General features: G+C 60.6%; 24 protein-coding genes. 10 read left to right on the forward strand and 14 right to left on the reverse strand.

Annotated features, from left to right (window positions below; translation table 11 throughout):
• Positions 1-35 precede the first annotated feature (35 nt).
• From AC2GXZ_RS17115 to AC2GXZ_RS17145, 7 genes are all read left to right on the forward strand, one after another.
• Positions 36-713, forward strand: a complete 678-nt coding sequence (locus AC2GXZ_RS17115; RefSeq protein ID WP_483760392.1) for a response regulator transcription factor — start codon at positions 36-38, stop codon at positions 711-713.
• Complete coding sequence (locus AC2GXZ_RS17120; protein WP_483760393.1) at positions 691-2,067, forward strand: sensor histidine kinase; 1,377 nt, start codon at positions 691-693, stop codon at positions 2,065-2,067. Before AC2GXZ_RS17115 ends, AC2GXZ_RS17120 begins: the two co-directional genes overlap by 23 nt.
• Positions 2,068-2,244: 177 nt before the next feature.
• Positions 2,245-4,170, forward strand: a complete 1,926-nt coding sequence (gene mdoH / locus AC2GXZ_RS17125; RefSeq protein WP_483760394.1) for a glucans biosynthesis glucosyltransferase MdoH — start codon at positions 2,245-2,247, stop codon at positions 4,168-4,170.
• Positions 4,167-5,144 carry a zinc-dependent alcohol dehydrogenase gene (locus AC2GXZ_RS17130; RefSeq protein ID WP_483760395.1) on the forward strand — a complete coding sequence of 326 codons (978 nt, stop codon included), beginning with the start codon at positions 4,167-4,169 and terminating at the stop codon, positions 5,142-5,144. Before mdoH ends, AC2GXZ_RS17130 begins: the two co-directional genes overlap by 4 nt.
• Before the next feature lie 20 nt (positions 5,145-5,164).
• Complete coding sequence (locus AC2GXZ_RS17135; RefSeq protein ID WP_483760396.1) at positions 5,165-5,563, forward strand: 6-pyruvoyl trahydropterin synthase family protein; 399 nt, start codon at positions 5,165-5,167, stop codon at positions 5,561-5,563.
• A 2-nt stretch (positions 5,564-5,565) separates the two neighbouring features.
• On the forward strand, positions 5,566-6,624 hold the full coding sequence (locus AC2GXZ_RS17140; RefSeq protein ID WP_483760852.1) for a glycosyltransferase: 1,059 nt from the start codon (positions 5,566-5,568) through the stop codon (positions 6,622-6,624).
• Complete coding sequence (locus AC2GXZ_RS17145) at positions 6,621-7,427, forward strand: methyltransferase type 11 (RefSeq protein WP_483760397.1); 807 nt, start codon at positions 6,621-6,623, stop codon at positions 7,425-7,427. The genes AC2GXZ_RS17140 and AC2GXZ_RS17145 overlap by 4 nt, the downstream gene beginning before the upstream one ends.
• A gap of 188 nt (positions 7,428-7,615) precedes the next feature.
• On the opposite strand, the gene AC2GXZ_RS17150 is transcribed toward AC2GXZ_RS17145, so the two are convergent.
• Positions 7,616-8,224: a J domain-containing protein gene (locus AC2GXZ_RS17150; RefSeq protein WP_483760398.1), complete on the reverse strand. Its 609-nt coding sequence runs from the start codon at positions 8,222-8,224 to the stop codon at positions 7,616-7,618.
• Positions 8,225-8,349: 125 nt separating this feature from the next.
• On the reverse strand, positions 8,350-9,240 hold the full coding sequence (locus tag AC2GXZ_RS17155) for a LysR family transcriptional regulator (RefSeq protein ID WP_483760399.1): 891 nt from the start codon (positions 9,238-9,240) through the stop codon (positions 8,350-8,352).
• 120 nt (positions 9,241-9,360) lie between these two features.
• Between AC2GXZ_RS17155 and AC2GXZ_RS17160 the strand changes: the two genes are divergently transcribed.
• The 3 genes from AC2GXZ_RS17160 to AC2GXZ_RS17170 all read left to right on the forward strand — a co-directional run bounded on the left by AC2GXZ_RS17160 (position 9,361) and on the right by AC2GXZ_RS17170 (position 11,690).
• On the forward strand, positions 9,361-10,098 hold the full coding sequence (locus AC2GXZ_RS17160) for an SDR family oxidoreductase (protein WP_483760400.1): 738 nt from the start codon (positions 9,361-9,363) through the stop codon (positions 10,096-10,098).
• Between the two features lie 47 nt (positions 10,099-10,145).
• The gene (locus AC2GXZ_RS17165; RefSeq protein WP_483760401.1) at positions 10,146-11,045 is read left to right on the forward strand and encodes an SDR family oxidoreductase; all 900 of its coding nucleotides are present in this window, start codon (positions 10,146-10,148) and stop codon (positions 11,043-11,045) included.
• A 156-nt stretch (positions 11,046-11,201) separates the two neighbouring features.
• Positions 11,202-11,690: a DUF1097 domain-containing protein gene (locus tag AC2GXZ_RS17170; RefSeq protein WP_483760402.1), complete on the forward strand. Its 489-nt coding sequence runs from the start codon at positions 11,202-11,204 to the stop codon at positions 11,688-11,690.
• Positions 11,691-12,103: 413 nt separating this feature from the next.
• Here the strand turns inward: AC2GXZ_RS17170 and hypE are convergent, their stop codons facing one another.
• The 12 genes from hypE to AC2GXZ_RS17230 form a co-directional block, all read right to left on the reverse strand.
• Positions 12,104-13,165 (reverse strand): hydrogenase expression/formation protein HypE, encoded by a 1,062-nt coding sequence (gene hypE, locus AC2GXZ_RS17175; RefSeq protein ID WP_483760403.1) that lies wholly within the window; start codon positions 13,163-13,165, stop codon positions 12,104-12,106.
• Positions 13,162-14,301, reverse strand: a complete 1,140-nt coding sequence (gene hypD, locus AC2GXZ_RS17180) for a hydrogenase formation protein HypD (protein WP_483760404.1) — start codon at positions 14,299-14,301, stop codon at positions 13,162-13,164. The genes hypE and hypD overlap by 4 nt, the downstream gene beginning before the upstream one ends.
• Positions 14,298-14,546 (reverse strand): HypC/HybG/HupF family hydrogenase formation chaperone, encoded by a 249-nt coding sequence (locus AC2GXZ_RS17185; protein ID WP_483760405.1) that lies wholly within the window; start codon positions 14,544-14,546, stop codon positions 14,298-14,300. The genes hypD and AC2GXZ_RS17185 overlap by 4 nt, the downstream gene beginning before the upstream one ends.
• Before the next feature lie 20 nt (positions 14,547-14,566).
• Positions 14,567-15,472 carry a hydrogenase nickel incorporation protein HypB gene (hypB, locus tag AC2GXZ_RS17190; RefSeq protein WP_483760406.1) on the reverse strand — a complete coding sequence of 302 codons (906 nt, stop codon included), beginning with the start codon at positions 15,470-15,472 and terminating at the stop codon, positions 14,567-14,569.
• Positions 15,473-15,533: 61 nt separating this feature from the next.
• Entirely contained in the window at positions 15,534-16,136 is a 603-nt protein-coding gene (locus tag AC2GXZ_RS17195) for a HupE/UreJ family protein (protein WP_483760407.1), read from the reverse strand.
• Positions 16,137-16,200: 64 nt separating this feature from the next.
• Entirely contained in the window at positions 16,201-16,866 is a 666-nt protein-coding gene (locus AC2GXZ_RS17200) for a Crp/Fnr family transcriptional regulator (protein ID WP_483760408.1), read from the reverse strand.
• Positions 16,867-16,954: 88 nt separating this feature from the next.
• Positions 16,955-17,197, reverse strand: coding sequence for a hypothetical protein (locus AC2GXZ_RS17205; protein ID WP_483760409.1), 243 nt, complete (start codon positions 17,195-17,197; stop codon positions 16,955-16,957).
• On the reverse strand, positions 17,194-17,397 hold the full coding sequence (locus tag AC2GXZ_RS17210) for a CooT family nickel-binding protein (protein WP_483760410.1): 204 nt from the start codon (positions 17,395-17,397) through the stop codon (positions 17,194-17,196). Before AC2GXZ_RS17210 ends, AC2GXZ_RS17205 begins: the two co-directional genes overlap by 4 nt.
• Positions 17,388-18,185 carry an ATP-binding protein gene (locus AC2GXZ_RS17215; RefSeq protein ID WP_483760411.1) on the reverse strand — a complete coding sequence of 266 codons (798 nt, stop codon included), beginning with the start codon at positions 18,183-18,185 and terminating at the stop codon, positions 17,388-17,390. Before AC2GXZ_RS17215 ends, AC2GXZ_RS17210 begins: the two co-directional genes overlap by 10 nt.
• On the reverse strand, positions 18,185-20,176 hold the full coding sequence (gene cooS / locus AC2GXZ_RS17220; RefSeq protein ID WP_483760412.1) for an anaerobic carbon-monoxide dehydrogenase catalytic subunit: 1,992 nt from the start codon (positions 20,174-20,176) through the stop codon (positions 18,185-18,187). Before cooS ends, AC2GXZ_RS17215 begins: the two co-directional genes overlap by 1 nt.
• Before the next feature lie 16 nt (positions 20,177-20,192).
• On the reverse strand, positions 20,193-20,774 hold the full coding sequence (locus tag AC2GXZ_RS17225) for a 4Fe-4S dicluster domain-containing protein (RefSeq protein WP_483760413.1): 582 nt from the start codon (positions 20,772-20,774) through the stop codon (positions 20,193-20,195).
• A gap of 34 nt (positions 20,775-20,808) precedes the next feature.
• A complete protein-coding gene (locus AC2GXZ_RS17230) occupies positions 20,809-21,159 on the reverse strand; it encodes a hydrogenase maturation nickel metallochaperone HypA/HybF (RefSeq protein ID WP_483760414.1) in 351 nt (116 codons plus the stop codon).
• Positions 21,160-21,231: the final 72 nt, after the last annotated feature.

Here is a 21,231-nt window from a genome sequence, read left to right on the forward strand (position 1 = left end):
AAGACAGCCAAGGCGATCCGCGATAGACAAGGGCCATGACGAAGATTGTGCTGATTGAAGACGATGCCGAGACGGCGCAGGATATCTGCGCGGAACTCAGAGATCACGGCTATGCCGTGGACTGGGCAGCCGATGGCATTGACGGGCTGGCGCAGGCGAGGGCAGCCAAGCCTGATGTGCTGATCATCGACCGCATGTTGCCGGGGATGGACGGCCTTGCCGTTATCGATGCATTGCGCCGCGAGAACGTGCGCACCCCGGTCTTGGTGTTGAGCGCGCTTGGTGCCGTCAATGATCGCGTCAAAGGCTTGAGGGCGGGTGGTGACGACTATCTCACCAAGCCTTTTGCCGTGCTCGAACTCCTTGCGCGCGTTGAAGCCTTGCTTCGCCGTCCCGCGGAACCGGCCACCAATGAGCTGAGGGTCGGGCCATTGCAGCTCGATCTGCTGGAACGCAGTGCAAACCGGGGTGGCCGGCCGATAGAGCTTCTGACGCGCGAATTTCGCCTGCTGGAATATATGATGCGCCATTGCGAACAGCTGCTGACACGGGCGATGCTGTTCGAAGAGGTCTGGAACTACAAATTCGTGCCCGACTCCAATCTGGTCGATGTCCATATGGGGCGCTTGCGGCGCAAGGTAGACATGACCGGGGAAGTTCCGATGATCTCCAACATTCGTGGAGAAGGCTTTGTCCTCCGCGCGCCTGATTGACTGGATCTGGAACTCGACCTTTCGCAACACGGTCGCTTTGCTCGTTGCTATCGCAGCAACGGTCATGCTCAGCCTCGTGTTTGCCTATGTCAACACTAGCAAGGAGTTGGTGTCTTTTCTCGACGGTCTTATCATCCAGGAGTCGGATGCGATCGTGGCGCAGTCCAAGGAGGGGCACCTGACCACCTATGAAGAACGGCTCAGACAGGACCCACGGCGATACAAGCCCACCGGTCTGTTTGCTGCTTCCAAAGAGAGGATTTCGGGAAACATCCTCGGGTGGCCGGCCGGGCTGGACGTTGATCATGCCCCGATCCAGGTGGATATCGACCGTTTTGGCCCGGGTTGGCAAATGATCCAGCCGTCACGGGCCGTCGCCCGGCGGCTTGCGGATGGAAACATCATTGTCGTCGGCTGGAGCACGAAGGATAACGAGCAAACCGCCCTGGTTGTCGAGCGCGGCCTCATTTTCGGGCTGTTGCCGGCATTTCTTCTCGGTCTTGCAGCTTCGCTTCTATTCGCGGTGAGGTCCCAACGGCGTATTCGTGAGATGCAGACGAGGGCCGCGGAGATCGTCGCCGGTGGCCTGGAGCAGCGTCTGCCGACACGCAACAGCGAGGATCCGCTCGACAAGCTGGCCCAGATCGTCAACGGGATGCTCGATGAAATTCAGGCGCTTGTCGAGAACCTTGCCGGAATAGGTGACGATATCGCGCATGATCTGCGCACGCCGTTGGCGCGGGTCCGTATCGGTCTGGAGCGGGCTCGGCGGACCGCAGGATCCGTCGAAGATCTGCAGGGTGCGATCGACCGAGGCATTGCCGGACTTGATCATGCAATCTCGATCGTAACCGCACTATTACGAATCCGCGAGATCGAGCAGACACGCCGTCTCGCTGCCTTCGACTATGTGTCGATGGCGGAGATCGTCGAGGAAGTTGTCGAGCTTTATGAACCGTTTGCGGAAGAAAAGAAGTTGAACATCACGGTCAATGCGCATGCGGACGTCATCGTCCGCGGCGATCGAGATCTCCTGTTCGAGGCCATCGCCAATCTTGCCGACAACGCCGTGAAGTTCACGCCAGAGGGCGGTTCGGTAATGTTTTCCCTTTCGTCGACACAGACCGATCAGCATTTCCGTATCAGCGATACAGGGCCCGGCGTGCCGGATAACGAACGGGACTTGCTCGTGCAGCGGTTCTACCGTTCCGATCGAAGCCGTCATACCAAGGGCATTGGCCTGGGGCTCACTCTTGTTGCCGCTATTGTAAAGCTCCACGGGTTCAGATTTGACATTCTCGCGACTGACGGGTTTGCCGCAGAAATCTCATTTCCTCCATCGGTGACGAATTGACGTGGCGTAAGCATCATCATTTTCTGTCGATCAACGGGCGCGTGATTTGCTTCAACTGATGGAAGATCAACCATAAGTGAGGACACTGGCTGCGGGATTGATCGCTCCAGAGTCTTGCTGAAGCCTCGGCAGGGACTAATTCCATGTGTCCGAAGCCCACCGAAAGCAATGCCATCCATGGATCTGCATACGAGCCAGGCCAAGCCTGCACCGACCGCGCCGAAGGGCGGCCGCGACTGTCGTCATGTGTCTTCCTCCGGGTGGAAGGAAGATGCTCCGGCGGGCTATTCGGGGCTACCTGTCGGTTGGCGCCGCACTATCGTGCTGGGGTTGAATGTCGGGACGATCGTTGTGCTCGGTTCCGGCCTGTTTCTCATCCTGTCACCTGAAGGCATCGCTTTATCCGAGGCCATCATGCTGCTGGGTTTCCTACTGGCCATGCCATGGACGGTTCTGGGCTTCTGGAATGCAGTTATCGGCATACTGCTTCTCCATGGGCCAGGACGGCCTGCAAACAGCATCTATCCCTTCTATCCGCTGGGCAGACCGGGCACCCTGTCCTCGCGCACGGCGCTGCCGGTTTTTCTCCGAAATGAGGACCCTCGGCCGACCTTGAAACGTGTGGAAGCGATGATGAGCAGCCTGCAAGCTACCGGGCTTGAGCGGCATTTCCGCTTCTTCGTGTTGAGCGACACCTCCGATGAGGCAATCGCCAAAGCCGAGCTTGCCGCCTTCACAACTCTGGCTGCCGAACTAGACCTGCCTGCGGACTGTCGCCCGATCTATAGGCGACGTTCCGAGAATACCGGCTACAAGGCCGGAAACGTGCATGATTTTCTCGATCAATACGGAGCGGATTACGACTTCTTCCTGCCGCTCGATTCCGACAGCGTGATGTCCGGCGATGCGATCGTGCGGCTGGTTGCGGCGATGGAGGAAAGGCCCGAGATCGGCATTCTTCAGTCACTGGTCGTCGGCATGCCGGCAACGAGCGGATTTGCCCGAATGTTCCAGTTCGGCATGCGGCACGGCATGCGCGCCTTCACAATGGGATCCGCGTGGTGGAATGCCGATTGTGGTCCTTATTGGGGACATAATGCGCTGATCCGGACCTCCGCGTTCCGGGCGCATTGCATCCTGCCCGTCTTGCCCGGGCGACCACCGCTTGGAGGATCGGTGCTCAGCCATGACCAGCTCGAAGCCGCCTATATGCGTCGCGGTGGTTATGAAGTCCGCGTGTTGCCGATCGAGACGCAGAGTTATGAGGCCAACCCGCCGACATTTCCGGATTTCGCCGGGCGTGACTTGCGCTGGTGCCAGGGCAATATGCAGTATTGGCGTTTCCTGTTCGAACCGGGACTGAAGCCGATCAGCCGGTTTCAGATTTTGCAGGCGATCTTGATGTATGTCGCCCCACCGGCCTGGATCGCGGCAACATTTGCGGCGGCCTGGAGGGCACGGTCGGCGGGGTTCGATCCGGCCTATCTACAGCTCGGTCTTTCTCTCTTTGCCATCATCTTTTTCATGTCGATCGCACCGAAACTGGCCGGAATGCTGGATGTTTGTCTCACGAAAGGCGCGGTGCGAAGCTATGGCGGAGCTCGGCGTTTTGGTTTTTCTGCGGTAGCCGAAATCCTTGCATCGATGCTGATGGCGCCGATCATTGCCGTTTATGTTTCGATATTCCTTCTTTGCCTGCCCTTCGGGCGTTGCGTGACATGGAGTGGACAGAACCGCGACAGGCTGGGCGTGTCATTCATATCCGCAATTCGCAGCATGGGGCTGCAGACGATGATCGGCTTCCTGCTGGCTTGCTTTGTCCTGTTCGGTGCCGGCGCGTCAGCGCTGGTCTGGATGCTGCCGATGGTGGCAGGGCTCTGCCTGTCAATTCCCTTCGCGATGTTGACCGCTTCCGAACGTTTCGGGCGATGGACGACGCGTTCCGGCCTGTTTGCAATCCCCGAAGAGGGTCGCATGCCGCGGATACTCAGCCCTCTCGTACCACATGCGGCGCGGCTCTGGCGGCGTCCTTCGGCCGGGGGGCCGGCTGATCATCGTGAACTGGTCGCAACAGGCCGGGTGCCGGCGGGCGGTCGCTCATGACGACATCCCATGCATTGTGGCTGACCGGACGCCGGCGCCTTGCGCTGAGGCAAACGCCGATGGCTGCTCCCGGCGAGGGCGAGGTTCTGATCGAAAGCCTGTACGGCGCCATCAGCCGCGGAACCGAGGCGCTGGTCGCCGAAGGCTTGGTGCCGGAAAGCGAATACGAGCGCATGCGGGCGCCGCTGCAGGAGGGAGACTTCCCGTTTCCCGTCAAATACGGATACGCGATTGTCGGCACGGTGAAAGCCGGAGCGGGTAGGGCGGCGGGAGGAGCAGTCTTTTCTCTTCATCCGCATCAGGATGTGTTCGCTGTTCCTGTAGAAATGGCGATCTCCGTCCCTGAGAATGTGCCGGCGGCGCGCGCCGTGCTTGCCGCGAATATGGAAACGGCACTGAACGGCATCTGGGACGCAGGAATATTGGCCGGAGACAAGGTAGCGGTGGTCGGCGGCGGGCTCGTCGGACTGTTGGCTGCCTTTCTGGCGGCCAAGATCCCGGGAACGCGGGTCATGCTCGTGGACGTCAATCCTGATCGCCGCGACCTTGCCGAGCTTCTTGGCTGCCGATTTGCGCTGGTCGGCGAGGCGGAGACCGCAGCCTGCGACAGCGATGTGGTCATCCACGCTTCCGCCACATCCGAAGGACTGGCAACGGCCATCGCACTTGCAGGGTTCGAAGCTCGCATCGTCGAATTGTCCTGGTTCGGGGAGGGGATGTCGGCCGTGCCGCTCGGTGGGCGTTTCCACAGCCAGCGCCTATCGATCGTCGGTTCACAGGTTGGCCATGTCCCGGCATCGCGCCGTGCCCGCTGGCCATTGTCGCGACGCCTCGAGACGGCACTTCGTCTGCTGGCGGACGATCGCCTCGACGCCCTCATTTCGGGAGAGACGTCTTTCGGCGATCTGCCTGCCCGCTACATGGATATTCTCTCGGATCCGGGCACGCTCTGCCACCGCATCCGCTATCGCTAACTGGAAAGGACAAGGCCCCTATGTTTGCTGTCGAAGTGCGCGACCATATGATGATTGCTCATAGCCTGCCGCGGGAGGTTTTCGGTCCGGCACAAGCGATGCACGGAGCAACATTCGTGGTCGATGCGGCCTTCATGACGCAGGACCTCGACGATAACGGGCTCGGCGTCGATATTGGACTTGCCACGGAAGTCCTGAAGGCGGCGGTTGCACCGCTCAATTATCAGAATCTCGACGAGTTGGAGGTTTTTCGCGGCAAGGTCACAACGACCGAGGTTCTCGCAAAACACCTGTTCGACGACCTGCGCCGGCGGATCGAAGCGGGTGAGCTTGGACCGGGCGGGGCGCGCATCTGCCGGCTGAAGATCACCTTGCATGAGAGCCATGTGGCCCGTGCGTGGTACGAGGCGGCGATTTGAGCGTGACGAACAAGGGCAGACATCTGATCTTCGCCATCCCGGGCAATATCGAGACGCGGAGTGGCGGATACGGTTATGATCGGCGGATGATCGGTGAGCTTCGCGCGCTGGGCTGGGTGGTCGAACATTTGCAACTGCCCGGCGGATTTCCCAGGCCGAGCAAGAGCGAACTCGAAACGACGGCAAGCCAGCTTGCCGCACTTGCCGACGACAGTCTGGTGCTGATCGACGGGCTTGCCTTCGGCGCCATGCCGGATATAGCAGCGAGCGAAGCCAAACGGTTAAGGCTTGTGGCACTTGTTCATCATCCGCTGGCGCTGGAAACGGGATTACCGCCAAAGCTGGCGGAAGAGCTTCGCGTCAGCGAGATCGAGGCACTCGCTTGTGTCCACGGAACCGTCGTGACGAGCTCGCAGACCGCTCGCACGCTTGCAGCGGAATTCGACGTCGCCGGAGAGGCCATATGTATTGCTCTCCCAGGTACCGAGCGAGGAAGGCCGGCGCGCGGCGGTGCGGACGGGCTCCCTTTGGCTATCCTTGCTGTCGGTTCGCTGACGCCGCGCAAGGATCATGCGACACTGGTCTCTGCACTTGCCCGGATACGGGACCGCACCTGGCACTGTCGCATCGTTGGCAGTGACGAGATGGACAAGGCCTGCGCGCAGGCGCTGCGCCACCAGATCGCCGATCTCGGGCTGGAGGCAAGAATCGAGGTTGCAGGCGCGCTGGACGATGTCGAGGCGGAATATGATCGTGCCGACATATTTGCCTTGGCCAGCCGTTACGAAGGTTTCGGGATGGTCTTTGCAGAGGCGATGACAAAAGGGCTGCCCATCGTCGGATGCCATAGCGGGGCAGTGCCGGATCTGGTGCCCGAAACCGCCGGAATCCTGGTCGAGCCCGGTGATGTCGACGGTTTTGCCGTCGCATTGGAAAAGCTTGTCGATAATCCGCTGGTCCGACGGGATTATGCTGCCGGATCGCTGGCTGCAGCAAATGACCTGCCCGAATGGCCGACAAGCGCCCGTATTCTTTCAGAATTTCTGGAGCGTGTCCGATGACCGGTTTTGAAACGCGCTGGCTCCATCTGCGGGAGAGTGCCGATCATGCGGCAAGAGACGCCGAAATGAAACGGAAGGTCATCGATTGCCTGCAGCAGGTGGGTGCCGGGGCCGGTATCGTCGACCTTGGCTGCGGCACGGGCTCGACTTTCAGGGCTTTTTTGCCCGAAGCGGCGCAATGGCGTTGGCGACTGGTGGACAACGATCCGGCGCTTCTGGTGGAGGCGGCACTGCGTCACGGCCCATCCGGGCTGATCGACTGCGTCGAGAGCGATCTCGGCAGCCTTGCCGACGACCTGTTCGCTGGCGCGCGCCTCGTCACTGCTTCGGCACTCTTCGACCTCGTTTCCGAGGACTTCCTGCAGCGGCTGGTAGACACGCTGGTGAAAGGAAATATCGGCCTCTACACGGCATTGAACTATGACGGGCATTGCCACTGGGACGTACCGCTTGCTTCGGATGCGCAAATTGTTTCCGCCTTCAATGCGCATCAACGTCGTGACAAGGGGTTCGGACCTGCCCTTGGACCGACGGCTGCCGCGACCCTGCGTGACCTGCTAGCAAAAGCGGGTTTCCAGGTATCGATGGTGCCCAGTCCGTGGAGGCTGGGAACGGCGGATGCTGAGCTACAGCGGCAGTTTATCGATGGCATGGCAAAAGCTGCGACCGAAACCGGGCTGGTCGGCGCAGCCGTCATCGAAGACTGGCGTTCGGCAAGAACCGACCTGATCGTCAGCTCACGATGCAGGATCGGGCATTGGGACATGCTCGCCTTGAGAGAGGGGTCCACGGTGAAAGATTGATATTGGACCCAACGAGAGATGAACTCTCATCAGCCAAAGTTGACCCTCCAGCCGAGGTCAGCCGGATCACCGCGATCATATCGTCGCCACGAGGCGCAGAAGATAGCGCCTCATTATCGTTTCCGTTTAAAAAACAAGCACGCGACGCGATTTGTGTCTGTTCAAGGCTGTCAGCAGATGGGAGGCTATCAGCAGAAACCGTTCAGCTTGAGGATGTTATAGGCTTCGATCGATTTCCGAAGTTCGTCTTCGGAATTGCGATCGCCATTGTTGACGTCCGGGTGATGCATCTTCAGTCGCTGCTTGTAGCGTTGCTTGATGTCCTCGGGCGTCGCATCATGTGGTAGCCCCAACGTTTCGAAAGCCCTGGCTTCAAGCACTTTGAGCTTGCGCTGCTGAAGCTCGGCCTTCGCCGATTGGCGTTCAGCAGCATTCTTGCGTGCGTTGACCGCCTTTGCCGAACCGGAACGAGCTGTGGAGGGAAGCGGCGCTTCCGCCGCTTGCTTGACGCTCGCACCAAGGGTTCGGCGGCTGCCATTCGCTGCTTCTCTCTGATAACGAGCGATCAGGGGGTCGGACAGTTCGGCGGCGAAGTTGTAGCCCTTGTTGTATTCTTTTGTGTGCTCGGTGCAAAACAGCAGGTACAGGCCTTCGCCATCTCGCCCGACAGGAGCGCGATGGGTTCCAGCTTTCTCACAACCGTCCCATTGGCATTTCGGCCCGTCGGGATTTCGCTTCGGCGCAGGTTTTCCACGGGTCGGCCTCAGGCCGACGAAAATCTTTGAATCAGAGGTCATCTCGCCTTATATGCCAGCCTTGATCGAACTGACAAGAATCTGAGAGCAAGCTCTCCCCAGATACATGCCTGTTGTTGCAATATGCTCCAGTGTAACGAACGGTTATCGAGTTCGACGAAGCGCTGTCAGCCACGTTCGCTGAAAATCTCCCGAAGCCACTCGATAAAGACGCGGACACGAGGCGTAAGCTGCCGGTTTCGCGGATAGAGCACCGAGACGGGTGACGGCTCCGGCGGAAATTCCTTGAGCAGTTCGACAAGAATGCCGTCATCCAGATCCTTTTCGACGTGATAGCGCGGAACCTGGATAATGCCGAGCCCCATACGCGCGGAATAGACGAAGGTTTCCGCCGCGTTGACGGTGATCGCAGTCGGGATCGTCATCGTCACAAGCCGACCGTTGACGAGGAATTCCAAAGGCAGCGGTCCGCTGCTGCCGGTTGTACGGAAGCCGATCATCACATGGTGTCGCAGATCGTCGGGGCGGGTGGGCTGACCGTATTTTTCAATGTATCCGGGCGAAGATACCGTCACTTCATCCAGCATGGCAACGCGGCGGGCGACCATGTCGCTGTCCTGAGGAACACCAACGCGCAGCACACAATCAACCCCCTCGCGCACGAGGTCCACTAACCGGTCGCCTTCCGTGAGATAGAACTCGATGTCGGGATAGGTCTCCAGGAACGATGGCAGCTCTGGGAGGACGAAATGTCTTGCCAATGTGCCATGCACGTCTACGCGCAGTAGTCCTTTGGGCTTGGCGCCCGCAAACGCCCCTTCGGCGTCCTCGATGTCGTCCAGAATGGAAAGGCAACGCTGATGGTAGGCCTCGCCGTCCAATGTCGGACTGACATGCCGGGTCGTTCTATTCAGCAACTTGACCCCCAGCCGCGCTTCAAGTTGCTTGACCGCGTCCGTAACCGTCGATCGCGGCAGCCCGGTATCCTCGGCGGCAAGCGTGAAGCTTCGACGTTCCACCACCCGCGCAAAGACGCGCATTGCCTCAAGTCTGTCCATTCACTGTTCGCCAATTCCGGATTCTGATGCGGAATTATGGCTGATTATTCGTTTATCTGTAAGTGGCATCTTCAATTTCGTCATCAAGCGCAACATCGCGCGACATTATGGAGAACGAAAATGTCCACATCAGAAAGAGTTGCCATCGTAACCGGGGCATCCCGCGGGATCGGCGCAGCGATCGCCAAGCGCCTCGGGCGGGATGGGTTCACAGTCGTCATCAACTATGCAGGCAGCACTGAAGCCGCCACGGCGGTCGCCGATGAAATCATGGCTGCCGGCGGCAAGGCCGTGACGGCGCAAGCCGATGTCTCGGATGCCGCTGCGGTCAAACGCATGTTCGATTCCGCCGAGACGGCTTATGGCGGCATCGATGTCCTTGTCAACAATGCCGGGATCATGATGCTGGCACCGCTGGCAAGCGCCGACGACCAGAATTTTGGCCGACAGGTCGACATCAACCTCAAAGGTACGTTCAATACCCTGCGCGAGGCAGCGACCCGTCTTCGTTCGGGTGGCCGGATCGTCAACTTTTCCACCACCGTCGTCGGTCTGAAGCTTGAAACCTACGGCGTCTATGCCGCAACCAAGGCTGCAGTTGAAACCCTGACGGCGATCATGGCCAAGGAAATGCGTGGCCGGAACATCAACGTCAACGCTGTCGCGCCGGGCCCGACCGCAACCGATCTGTTCCTCAATGGCAAATCCGATGATCTGATCGAGCGGATGTCGAAGATGAACCCGCTGGAACGCCTTGGCACGCCGGAAGACATCGCCAATGTCGTGTCCTTCCTCGCAGGGCCGGATGGCGCCTGGATCAACGGCCAGGTTCTGCGCGCCAACGGCGGCATTATCTGATCCATCGCCACGTCGGAATGGACACATCCGTTGAAAGGAAAATTGTCATGTCCAGCAAGATCATTCTTGTCACTGGCTCGTCCAGCGGCTTTGGCCGCCTGACCGCCGAAGCTTTGGCCCGGGCAGGCCACACTGTCTATGCATCCATGCGCGACGTTGCCGGTCGTAATGCGGAGAACGCCGCACAAATGGCGGCGCTCTCGGCGAATGAGAGCATCGATCTGCGTGCGCTCGAATTGGATGTGCAGTCGGAAACTTCCACCAATGCGGCCATCGAGCAGTTGATCTCCCAAAGTGGTCGGATCGACGTCGTCGTGCACAATGCCGGGCATATGATGTTCGGCCCGGCCGAGGCATTCACCCCGGAACAGTTTGCCCAGCAGTATGACGTCAACGTGCTTGGCACGCAGCGCGTCAATCGGGCGGCGCTGCCCCACATGCGTACCCGGCGTGAAGGTTTGCTTGTGTGGATATCGAGTTCCAGTTCGGCAGGTGGAACCCCGCCTTATCTGGCGCCCTACTTCGCCGCCAAGGCGGCCATGGATTCGCTTGCCGTCCAATATGCTCGCGAGCTTAGCCGTTGGGGGATAGAAACGACGATCGTCGTGCCCGGAGCGTTTACCAGGGGCACCAACCATTTCGCCCATTCCGGACGTCCGGCGGATGAAGCGCGCGTGGCGGACTATGAGGCAGGGCCCTATGGCGGGTTTGGCGAGGAGGTCCAGAAGGCATTCGCTGAAATCGTCCCCGACGATGCAGATCCGGCTCCGGTCGCAGACATGATCGCTGACGTGGTCGGCATGCCCTTCGGCAAACGCCCCTTCCGGCTTCATTACGATCCGACACAGGATGGCGCCGATGTCGGTTTTGCGGTCCTCGATCGCCTGCGTGCCGAAATGCTCCACCGGGTGGGGCTTTCCGATCTGCTCAGACCTGCAAGGCCGTGAGGTTTGGCGACAGGAGATAAAGCCCGGTTGGCAGGCGCCTTCGGGGCAGGCCTTTCATAGGATGGCTCTGGGGATCTGAGCACCGAGAGCCATCATCGCCGTCAACGACAAAACCGTGACCGTAATTTCTCGAAACCTCCCAACAGGAGAAGTGCAATGACTGTCTTCAATTCGAAGTTCATGGGCCTCACATTGATCGCCGCTACCGTTGCCGCGATCGCTGCTGCTACATCGGCGGGCCTTGGCTGGCCAGTCTGGGCGATGTTTATCGGTTGGGTCGCCTTCTTTAGTGGAGGCCACTCCCTCAAAGGGGCAATCTACAGCTATCTCTGCATGGCGATCGGTATTGCCCTTGGAAATCTGGCCGGTATAGGTGTCGGCACGCTGCTGCCGCTTATCGATTATCTTGCCTTCGGGGCGGTCGTATTCGTCGTTGCCGTCGTCGTCGTATCGCTGCGTGCCGCGCCGCTTCTCAACAATATCCCGGCCTATTTTCTCGGCCTGATTGCCTTCTTCGCATCGCATCTTGCGCCTGGAGTAGATGCATTTGTCGAACTCTCGGCCGTCGGTGCCATGGGCTGCACAGCCGCTTTTATTGCGCACCGGCTGCAGGGAAAGCTGGCAGCAAATGCTGGCGCCCAGTAAAAGATAGGAATGCCATTTGCGGCGAGGGCAGATCCTGCCCGTAGAGGAACAGCAAACCGCGCTGCTGCACATCGAAGTCCAGCAGCGCGGTTTTTCCAACGCCCGGATCGCCTCACGCGGCGCGCCAGGGCGTTGCCGGCGGCGCCTATGCAAAACTTGATATCGGTGTTGCGGAAATGGCTTCCCGCGATCGGCTGCCTGGCAGCGGAGCGATGTTCGACACGGAAAATGGCCTTCTCGATTTCGGTGAGGCCATCGGCCCGGCGAGGAGATTGGCATCTTATCGATGCTGACATCACGGCATTGAAGATCTCTTTGTGCGAGCGAAATCATGCTCCTGCCACCATATGCGTCGGGCATAGGCCGCCGTTGCGCTGGAAAGGAATTGACATGAGCTCCATGCAATACACCGATCAGCAGATCCTTGGCAGTTGTTCACCGTTGAACCACTCTACGACACGTTGGCTGCCGAAGGAGGTCTTCAGCCAGACGAGGCGACGAGGGTCCGGCTGCGCATGGCCGATCACGGCTGCATCCTGAGCGAATGGCTGGCTGCGCATGAAGGCGACCAGCGCATCGGCCTTGTCTGGCGGGCAGAAGGCTATCAGCTTTCCCTCGTTGGCGACGCCCAGCGGATCTATGCCCAGCAATTCGCAGGCACCTCGAACCGCCGGCCTGATCGGCAGGGCGTCTTCGGAAATGATCATCCCAAGACCGGACTGGTGGGCAAGCTCGTTGAGCGTTGCGGCAAGCCCGCCACGGGTCGGGTCACGCAGGCAATGGATCTCCGGCTCGGCTTCGACCATCGTCCGGATAAGCTCGTTGAGCGGCGCGCTGTCGCTTTCGATCGTCGTCTCGAAGTCGAGATTTTCACGCTTGGACAGGAGCGCGATACCATGATCGCCGATCGTGCCGGAGACGATGATCGCATCACCCGGCTCGATCCGGTCACCGGCGATGTCGAGGCCCGCCTGGAGCGAGCCGACGCCGGTGGTGGAGATGAAAATGCCATCCGCCTTGCCACGTTCCACCACCTTGGTATCGCCGGTGACGATGAAAACGCCCGCCTGCCGCGCCGCATCCGCCATGCTTTTGACGATGCGCTGCAGGTCTGCCAGCGGAAAACCCTCTTCGAGAATGAAGCTCGCGGAGAGATAAAGCGGTGTTGCGCCGCTCATCGACACGTCGTTGACCGTGCCATGGACTGCCAGCGAACCGATATCGCCGCCGGGAAAAAAGATCGGTGAAACGACACACCCATCCGTCGACATGACCAGCCGCCCATCGATCGGCGGCATCACCGCCATGTCGTTGCCCTGGGCAAGGTAGGGATTGTCGAAGGCACTAGCAAAGAGTTCGGATATCAGCTGGGCCATGGCGCGGCCACCACCGCCATGGGTGAGATCGACCCGTCCGCCCACCATGTCCATGGAGCGCGGAAACAGGTGGCGGTTTCGTCCGACATGGGCGTTCATGCGATTTCCTTTCGGCGTTCCCCGGATCGGCTTTCCGCCATCTGGTGGCGGCCATAAAGCCAGTGGGCGGCACAGCCTCCTTCGCTCGACACCATGCAGGAGCCGATCGGATTGTCGGGCGTGCAGGAGCGGCCGAAAAGCGGGCACTCGTCCGGGCGTTTGATGCCACGCACGACATCCGCGCAGGCGCAGTATTTCGGATCCGGCACGGCGCGATAGGGCAGGGCGAAACGGTGTTCGGCGTCGAATTCAAGATAATCGTCAGCCAGCCGCAAGGCGCTGTCCGGCAACGTTCCGAGGCCTCGCCATTCGAAACTGCGGCGCACCGTCATCGTCTCGGCAATCACGCGCTGCGCCTTTTCGTTTCCGACGGCCGGCAGCGCACGGACATAGGCGTTTTCGACGCGAGGCGCCTCGTCATTGACCTGTCGCACCAGCATCAGGATTGCCTGCAGGAGATCGAGCGGCTCGAAACCGGCGACCACGACTGGCATGCCCCGATCCGAAAATTCGCGATAGGCTTCGATGCCGATCACCGCCGAGACATGGCCCGGCCCGATCACGCCCTGCAGCGGCAGGCCACCTCCCTGCAACACCGCCCGCATTGCCGATGGGGTCAGCACATGATTGCAGAAGATGCTGAAGTTTCGAAGGCCTTCGGCTCTCGCCATCTTCACCGCCATGGCCGTCGGCGGGGTGGTGGTCTCGAAACCGATGGCGAGGAACACGACCTGACGGCCGGGATTTTCCCGCGCCACATTCAGCGCATCGAGGGTCGACCAGACCATGCGGATATCGCCGCCTTCGGCCTTTGCCTTCAACAGACTGAGGCGATGGGAACCCGGAACACGCATCATGTCGCCATAAGTGCAGAGAATGACCCCATGGTCGCAGGCAAGCTCAATGGCGCTGTCGATACGCCCGACCGGCAGCACGCAGACCGGACAGCCGGGGCCGTGGATCAGCCGGATCGAGGCGGGCAGCATCGCTTCCAGCCCGTAACGGGCGATCGTATGGGTGTGGCCGCCGCAAAATTCCATGAAACTGTAATTGCGGTCGGGCCGGCATTCGGCGGCGATGGTCGAGGCGATCCGGCGGGCAAGGCCGCCATCGCGAAATTCGGAGGCAAATTTCATCCCGGCAGTTCCTCCGGCTGAAGTTCCGCCAGTTCGCCCATTTCCCTTAAAAGCGCCAGCGTCTCGGCGGCCTCCTCCGGATCGATGCGGCTCAGCGCAAAGCCGACATGCAGGAGTACGTAATCGCCGACGCCGACACCATCCACCAGAGCAAGGCTTACGACCTTTGCGATGCCATCGATCCTGACCCGGCCCATGGAGCCGGGCATCAGTTCGATCACTTCAGCCGGTATTGCGAGACACATGGTCTTTCCTTCCGATCGGACTAAGCCGCAATCACCTGCCGTCTTGCGGCGATCCACTGCAGCCAGGACTCAAGGCCTTCGCCGGTCGTTGCAGACAGTTGCAGGACGGCGAGATCGGGATTGATCCGGCGGGCGAGCTCGAGGCAGCGGCCGATATCGAAATTGACGTAAGGGGCAAGGTCGATCTTGTTGATGATCAACAGATCGGCGGCGGCAAACATGTCCGGATATTTGAGCGGTTTGTCCTCGCCCTCGGTCACGGAAAGAACCACCACCTTGGCGGCCTCACCGAGATCGAAGGCGGCCGGGCAGACGAGGTTTCCGACATTCTCGATGAATAGAACGGTGCCTGCCGCCGGTGCCAGCCGTTGATAGGCATCGGCAACCATGGTCGCATCGAGATGACAGCCCTTGCCGGTGTTGATCTGGATCGCCGGCGCGCCGGTGGCGCGAATGCGATCGGCGTCGAAACTGGTCTGCTGATCGCCTTCGATCACCGCCGCGGGCATGCCGCCGGCCATAGCCCTGATCGTTTCGCAAAGCAGTGTGGTCTTGCCGGAACCAGGGCTGGACAGAAGGTTGAGGGCGAGGATGCCCGCACGGGAAAACACCGCACGGTTTTCCTGCGCCAGACCGTCGTTATGCGACAGCACCGCCTTTTCCATCCGGATGATCTGGTGTTGATCCAGCCCCGGAACCGAAACGCCCGCAATGCCAGCGCCATAATGGACGTCACTTTCGGAGTGATGCGGATGATGGTGATGCCCTTTGTCGTGGGCATGGGTATGGTCATGCGCGTGGTCATGGCTGTGTGCTATGCCGGCTGCATGCAATGCCGCATGGGCGGCATCGTCAAGATGGGAATGCTCGTGGGAGGAATGATGCCCTTCCACACTGGCTTCGCCGCAGCCGCAAATCGAACACATGGTCGTAAATCCTTGTTTATCGAATACCAGCGCCCTGTCGGGCAGGGCGCCGGCAGGTCTGTCAGAGCCAGCCGCCCAGCATGCCGACGCCGGCAACAACTGCCACACCGCCTGCGGTACGCAGGGCGATCGGGCCGATGGCACGACCGGTGCGGGCCACCAGGAAACCGAGGCTGATGCCGCCGACATGCAGCAGGGCGGTCGCAGCCATGAAACCGGCCGCATAAACGAAGCCGTTGACGCCGGCCACCATCTCGGTGCCATGGGCGTGGCCGTGCAGGATGGCGAAGAAACCGACCATGCCCATGGCCAGCGCCACCGGCATCTTGACGTTGCTGGCAACGACGGCGCCGAGAACGACCACCGACAGGGCAATGCCGATCTCGACGGCCGGGATCTGGATGCCGGCTGCACCAAGCGCGCCGCCGCCGGCCATGACCAGCACGAATGTCGCCGGCAGCAGCCACAGGGCGCGACCGCCCATCTGGAAGGCCAGAAGGCCAACGGCGACCATTGCCAGAATATGGTCAAGGCCGGTCAGCGGGTGGGCGATACCCGCAAGCAGGCCTGCGCCCGGATGCAGGCCGGGATGGGCGAATGCAAGCGTCGGGGCCAGGAGGGCAACAAACCCGAGCACGGTCGTCTTTGCTATTTTCGTGTACATGTTCTTCGTCTCTCTTCTCAAAATTCGTGTCCGCATAGTTGCGCCCGGCGACGTCCCGGTGGGATCATCGTGCAGAAAGGCGCCCCGTCGCGGCCGCCGCTTTCAGGCGATCCTTGTCGGGTATGGTGTAGTCCGTGCGGCCATGGCGCTCGAGATGACCATCCTTGATCAGGCTGTTCATCGCCGTCGAGGTCGCCTGCCGCGACGATCCGATCAGGTTTGCGATCTCTTCGACCGTGAAATCGATCGAAAGCTTGACGCCGTAATTGGCCTCTTCGTTTTCCGCCGTCGCATGGTCCAGAAAGAACCAGGCGACCCGTTGCTTGATATCGAGAAACATCAATTCCTCGATGTTTCTCATGCAGGAGATGATCGCCCGGCCGAGGATGGAGATGAGGCCATGCGACAGAGCCGGCGTCTTTTCCATCTTGGCTGCGAATGTCTTCATGTCGGTGACCCGCAGCTCGCTCTGTTCGACCGCCTCGATCAGACAACCGGAGTGCCGACAGAAAATGTCTCCGGCGACGAGGTAGAACAGGGTGATCTCCCGGTCTTCACCGACCATGTAGACCCTGAGCCTGCCACTCATGACGACGAAAATGCCGTTCTCGTCATTCTCGCCGAAACAGACCATGCTCCCCTTGCCATGCGACCGCCCCTGAAAGCCGTTGAAGAAACCTTCGCCGGCGGGGCCGGTCAGAACATGGGCTATGCTAAATCGTGCTGTCATATCGCCTCCCGAAAGCCGGATTCAGCATCCGGCAAGAAACCTCGCAGCAGAAGCGTAACCCTTGGCGCATCGAGCACCTTGATGAATGTCAGTGCGCATGATGATCGTGATCGGCGACCGGGACCGTTTCCAGTTCGGAAAGAACGGCCTGCAGCGACCGTCTGGCCGTTTGCATGTCGGTTATGGCATGGTCCAGCGCATGGATGAGCGACGCATCGCCGGCGACGGCCGGTTTCAACGCAGCGATCTCCGCCAGATGGTCTTCCGCATGGTCGGCGAAATGCGCCACATAGGCACGCAGCCGGATTTTTGCCTGGTCTACCGGTGTCATAGGGAACGATCCTCCTCGAAAAAAATGGTCACGCCCTTGCGCGTGTCGATCTGTCGGATCGAAACGCCGCTGAAACGGTGCTCCTCGCCAAACAGGGTGGAAACGAGCACATATCCGTCCTCGAAACCGATTGTGGTGACATCGTCTATCTCCGCCGGCGGCGCCGATGCGTGGGTGACGGTGACGGTTGCTAGGCACATTGCAGGTCTCCCTTCGCGGACAGGCGTTTGAGCAGGGCTTGGGTCAGATCCCTGGCCTGTTCGCGGCCATGCGGACCGGCATCGTAGAAAGACTGACCGGCCTGATCGGCAGCCTGCACCGATGCGTCGAAGGACATGGTGGCCAGAAGATCGCAGTCTCCCGCGCGGGCGGCGATGAAGGCACGGTCCTGATCGGAGCCAACCTTGTTGGCCACGTAACAGACGTTTTTGATCCCCAGTTCCGCGGCAAACCGTTCGATCTGGCCTGCCGTCTGGAAGCTGCGGGCGCCGGGCTCGACGACGATGATCAGCAGATCGACCGCTTCGACGGTACCGCGGCCGAAATGTTCGATGCCCGCTTCCATGTCGATCAGCACACATTCCTTCCTGCGGGTCAGGATGTGACGCAAAAGGGTGCGCACCAGCGCATGTTCGGGACAGACGCAACCGGTTCCCGCATGATTGACGGTTCCCATCAGAAGCATCTTGACCCCTTCATGCTCGACGCTGAAGCCGTCGGGAATGTCGTCGACCTTCGGGTTGAGAATGAAATGTGTGCCGGGACCGTCCGTTGCTCCGGTGCGCTCGCGGGCCAAGTCGACCATTTTCGAGATCGGCTTGAGATCGGCAAGTTTTTCCGCAGGCACACCGATCGCCGATGCCAGATTGGCATCGGGATCGGCATCGATGGCGAGAACCTTCCAGCCATCGTCCGAAAGCGCGCGGGCGAGCAAACCCACGATCGTGGATTTGCCGACGCCGCCCTTGCCTGTGACGGCGATCTTCATCACACCCGCTCCGGAAGGGCCGGAATGCGCAGTGATCCCAGAGCCGGACGCTGGACCGGGGCGATATAGGTCTTCAGATCAAGGCCGGTACGGCGTTCCTGGATCGCCTCGAAGAGCTTGTCGGCGGCCAGCGCCGGATTTGTCTCGACGATGAAATAACCGCCGAGCAGATCGCGGGCCGTATCGGTGACGAGCCCGGTCACGACATCGGAGCCGACGATCGGCGGCACGGTGCCGAGATGGGTCGGAAGACCGATCGTGACGGCCCAGCTGCCGATCACCACGGCCTTTTCGGTCATGGCTTCCGGGGCGCTGGCAACGAGCGGCAGGTCGGAGAGATCGACGCCGAGCCGGTTGGCAAGTGCCGTGCCAAGCGCGACGCCGCGGCTGTTATCGATGCAGGAGCCCATATGCAGGACGAGCGGCAGCGGGCCGTTCATGCCGGCGGCCTCGCCGATCGCGGTCAGTGCACTTTTCAGGCCCTCGCCGGCATATTTCCGCGTGGCATCCTGGGTCATGAAACCGGCCTTGGCATAGGCGCCGGCGGCACAGCCGGTGGCAAGCACCAGCACGTTGCGGGCGGCAAGCGACAGGGCGATGTCGAGATAGGCACTGTCCTGCTGCGTCTTGGTGTTGTTGCAGCCGGCAAACAGCACGACGCCCTGGATATTGCCGTTGACGATATTGTCGACCAGCGGCTGCAGCGGATCGTCGGCATTGATGTTGGAGAGTGCCGCGGTGATGGCTTCGACGCTGAAGCCGACGATGGCTTCCTGCTTGAAGTTGGGGATATGGATGCGGCGCGGATCACGCTGCTTGAAGGCGTCGATCGCCACACGCAGGATCGATGCGGCATTTTCCGATGCCTTGGCATCGTCGAATTCCATGTGGGTGGCGCCGGCGATCTTGTTCTGCTTGTCGGTGGTGATGATCTTCGTGTGGAAACATTCGGCGACACGCGGCAAAGACGGCATGATGCATTGCACGTCGAGAACCATGGCATCCAGCGCGCCGGTCAGGATCGGCAGTTCCTGCGACAGGTAATTGGTGGCAAGCGGAATGCCGTGGCGCACCATGATTTCGTTGCCGGTGCAGCAGATGCCGATGACGTTGATGCCATCCTTGGCGCCGGCGGCGATGGCTTCCGCATTGAGATCGGCGGCAACGTCGCAGATGATGTCCGACAGAAGCGGGTTATGGCCGTTGACGGCGATGTTGACCGCGTCCTTCTTCAGCACGCCCATATTGGACGTGGTCTTGATCGGCGACGGGGTGCCGAACAACGTGTCTGACAGTTCCGTTGCCAGCATTTCGCCATCGAGGTCGGCGAGCGCCACGCGCAGGCCGCCGAGGATGAGGTTGGTCGGGTCGGCATCGCAGCCGAGATGGGTGCGCGACATGGACTGGGCGACCGATGCATCGATATTGTGCGGAAGCAGTTCAAGTTCGGAGAGCTTCTTCAGCCGAGGTGCGGGAAGCGAGGCGGTCAGCCAGTTGCAGGGCTGGTCGAAATCCTGGTTCTGGAAGTCGTTGAGCGTGATGTCGGCGAGCTCGCGGACGATCGACATCAGCTCGCGCCCGTCGGTCTTGACGCCCAGCCGCTTGGCAACGACCATCAGCTTCTGTTCGTCGCGGATCGAATAATCCTTCAGGTGCCCCTTGCTCAAATGCAGCATGGCGAGCGCGATATGACGGCCGTGCTCGGAATGGGCGGCGGCGCCGGATGCCATCATGCGCACGAGATGGCGGGCGACGATCGTGTCACGGTCGGCGCCGCAGACGCCGAATTGCGGACCCTTGCCGAACGGATCGATCCGGCACGGTCCCTTGAGACAGATGCGGCAGCACAGGCCGGTGGTGCCGAAACCGCATTGCGGCTGCTGGGCAGCATAGCGGCTCCAGGCGGTATCGATGCTTTGGGCTTCGGCAATCGCCAGCATTTCGGTTGCGGCGGGATCACACGAGCAGCTGGAGCAGTCTAGACAGGCCATAAAAGAGCCTCCTCAATTAGAGCGAAATACGCATGGAACGATGGGATTGGGCGATCTCGCGGGCTCGGGCGAGCCTCAGCGCATCGCGATAGGCATTGACGTCGACCATCTTGATCGCCTTGGTCGGGCAGGCGCCGACGCAGGCCGGGTCGGACTGCCCGGTGGACGAGCGCCAATCGACGCAAAGGTCACATTTCTTGGCGACGCCGCGATTGGTGATCGCACTGGCGTTGTGCCGTTCCTCGGAGCGAACCGTGATGGCACCGAAGGGACAGACCATGACGCAGAGCTTGCAGCCGATACATTGCTGCTCGACGATCTGGATCTGGCCCTTGGCCTGATGGCAGGCACCGGTCGGACAGACCATCGTGCAGGGCGCATCCTCGCATTGCCGACACTGCATCGGCATGGTTGCGCCATCGACTGAAACCACCTGGTTGCGGGCATGCAGCGGCAGATGATTGGCGACCGCGCTGACGATATCGTAGCCTTCGCCGCCATGCGCCACCGCGCAGGCCAGCTCGCACGAATGGCAGCCCAGACAGTGGTCCGGCTCCGCATAGATGATGACGTTTTCCTTGACTTGCGCTTGCTGCATCTTCCGTTCTCCAGGTCCGCCTCGCCCGTTTCCGCTATGCGTCACAGGCGCAGACGACGATTTCATCGACAGTCATCCCTCCCGATGGCTGGATCCGCACGTCACTGCCGTGACAGGTCCCGCATCGAAAGCGCGCGTCTGCGACCAGGATGTCGTCGCATTGCCGGCAAAAGACGCGCACCGGCAATTGGTTGATCTTGAGTTGGGCACCCGCCATGATCGTGTCTTCGGCAAGCAGGCTGAACGAGGATTCCAGAACCCTGGGCTCGATGCCCTGCAGCCCGCCAATCGTCATCGTGATCTCCGTGACCCTGCCACCACCACGGCGCTTGGCCTCGTCGCTCACGACCTTCATCAGGGCGCAGGTAATCGTGATCTCGTGCATGTCTGCAACGCTCCAACCTCTCTCCTGAAAACCGGATTACGCCTGTCGGGGAAAAGCTTCTGTCAGCCAGCA

The organism is Aliirhizobium sp. YIM B11859 (assembly GCF_057163345.1).